Annotated in this window: 1 protein-coding gene and 1 pseudogene; both read left to right on the forward strand. The window is 52.1% G+C overall.

Annotated elements, in window-relative coordinates:
* Positions 1-66 precede the first annotated feature (66 nt).
* The gene (gene trpD, locus Q0231_RS13700) at positions 67-1,086 is read left to right on the forward strand and encodes an anthranilate phosphoribosyltransferase (RefSeq protein WP_299348197.1); all 1,020 of its coding nucleotides are present in this window, start codon (positions 67-69) and stop codon (positions 1,084-1,086) included.
* Positions 1,086-1,592 (forward strand): annotated as a pseudogene (locus Q0231_RS13705) (indole-3-glycerol-phosphate synthase); the annotation flags it as partial. The gene trpD and the pseudogene Q0231_RS13705, both read left to right, overlap by 1 nt.
* Positions 1,593-1,798: the final 206 nt, after the last annotated feature.

Consider the following 1,798-nt stretch of genomic DNA (forward strand, 5'->3'; position numbering starts at 1 on the left):
CCAAATGGTGCAAAATTTCATCGATATCGCCAACGCGTTTAACGCGGCCAATCCCCGGAGCGCATCATGAACATCAAAGAAACGCTCAACTACCTCGGCGACAGCAACGATTTGTCATTCGACCAAATGCGCGATGTGATGAATATCATTATGTCTGGCGAAGCCACACCATCCCAAATCGGCGCTTTTTTGATGGCGTTGCGGGTCAAAGGCGAAACCGTTGAAGAAATTGCCGGCGCCGTTTCTATCCTGCGCGAAAAAATGAGCCCGGTAGCCGCACCTGCCAATGCCATCGATATTGTAGGCACTGGCGGCGATGGCGTTGGCACCTACAATATTTCCACCACCGCTTCGATTATTGTGGCTTCGGCAGGTTGCCCTGTGGCCAAACACGGCAACAAGGCCCTCTCGTCAAAGTCTGGTAGCTCAGAAGCACTATTGGCGTTGGGCGTAGAACTCGATCTACCCGCCGCAGGCATTGCCGCTTGCATCGAGCGCGCAGGCATTGGCTTTATGTTTGCCCCCAACCATCATGCGGCCATGCGCTTTGTGGGACCGTCCCGGCAGGAAATGGGCGTGCGCACCATATTCAACCTGCTCGGCCCTCAGTCAAACCCGGCTGGGGTCAAAAACTATCTGCTTGGTGTTTTTGACAAACAATGGGTCCGCCCTGTCGCAGAATCGCTTTTGAAAAACGGCGCAAAATCCGCATGGGTTGTGTTCGGCAATGATGGTCTTGATGAATTGACGACGACAACCACCAGCACAGTGGCGCAAATCAAAGAAGGCAAAATCACCGAATTTGAAATTTCCCCAACAGATGCTGGACTGCCTTTAGCTGAAACAAAAGATATTTTGGGTGGCACACCGCAAGAAAACGCGGCGGCCATGCGCGAACTGTTTGATGGCAAACTTTCCCCATTCCGCGACATTGCGCTGCTCAACGCAGCGGCGGCCTTTTTGATCTTAAACAAAGTCGACACCCTCAAAGCTGGTGTAGACCTTGCCGCAAAACAAGTTGATAGCAGCGCAGCAAAAGCCAAGCTTGAAGATTTAGTTCGCGTATCGAACGAGGTGGCCAAATAATGACCGATATTCTAAAGAAAATCGAAGCTTATAAACGCGAAGAAATTGCGGCGGCCAAACTCGATTTGCCGTTTGGCGATCTTGAAACATTGGCCCGAAACGCCGATGCGCCACGTGGTTTTTTGAACGCCTTAAAAGCCAAACGCGACAATGACCAATATGCGCTGATCGCTGAAGTTAAAAAAGCCAGCCCATCCAAAGGCTTGATCCGAGAGGATTTTAACCCAGCCGCTCACGCATCTGACTATGAAGTTGGTGGTGCGGCTTGTCTTTCAGTTCTTACCGATGGCCCTTCGTTTCAAGGCGCACCTGCATTCCTCAAAGAAGCGCGGGCAGCAACGTTCCTGCCCGTTTTGCGCAAAGATTTCCTTTACGACACCTATCAGGTGGCAGAGGCCCGTGCATGGGGCGCTGATTGCATTTTGATCATCATGGCTTCGGTCAGTGATGCGCAGGCTCAGGAATTGGAATCTGCCGCAACCGAATTCGATCTCGACGTGCTGGTTGGCAAAAATGCCGATGGCGCCGTTGAGGCCGGCACCGCCTGTGGATAAGTCATCAATAATTGTCGATTGGGCTTTGCCGTCTGCGTGCAGGATCGCCTCGATGTGTACCGCGTGACGCACGCTGGTACGGCGCTCATCAATATGTGTGTTCGGCTCGGCGACGGCAGCGTTGAGCATCATGATTACTCCGTAAACAACAAAAAAAT

Origin of the sequence: uncultured Maritalea sp. (genome assembly GCF_937139385.1) — a bacterium.
GTDB lineage: Bacteria > Pseudomonadota > Alphaproteobacteria > Rhizobiales > Devosiaceae > Maritalea > Maritalea porphyrae_A.

What these genes read in the sequence shown, in the direction of transcription:
- trpD (WP_299348197.1), top strand. Translation starts at nt 67, where the DNA reads ATGAACATCAAAGAAACGCTCAACTACCTCGGCGACAGCAACGATTTG.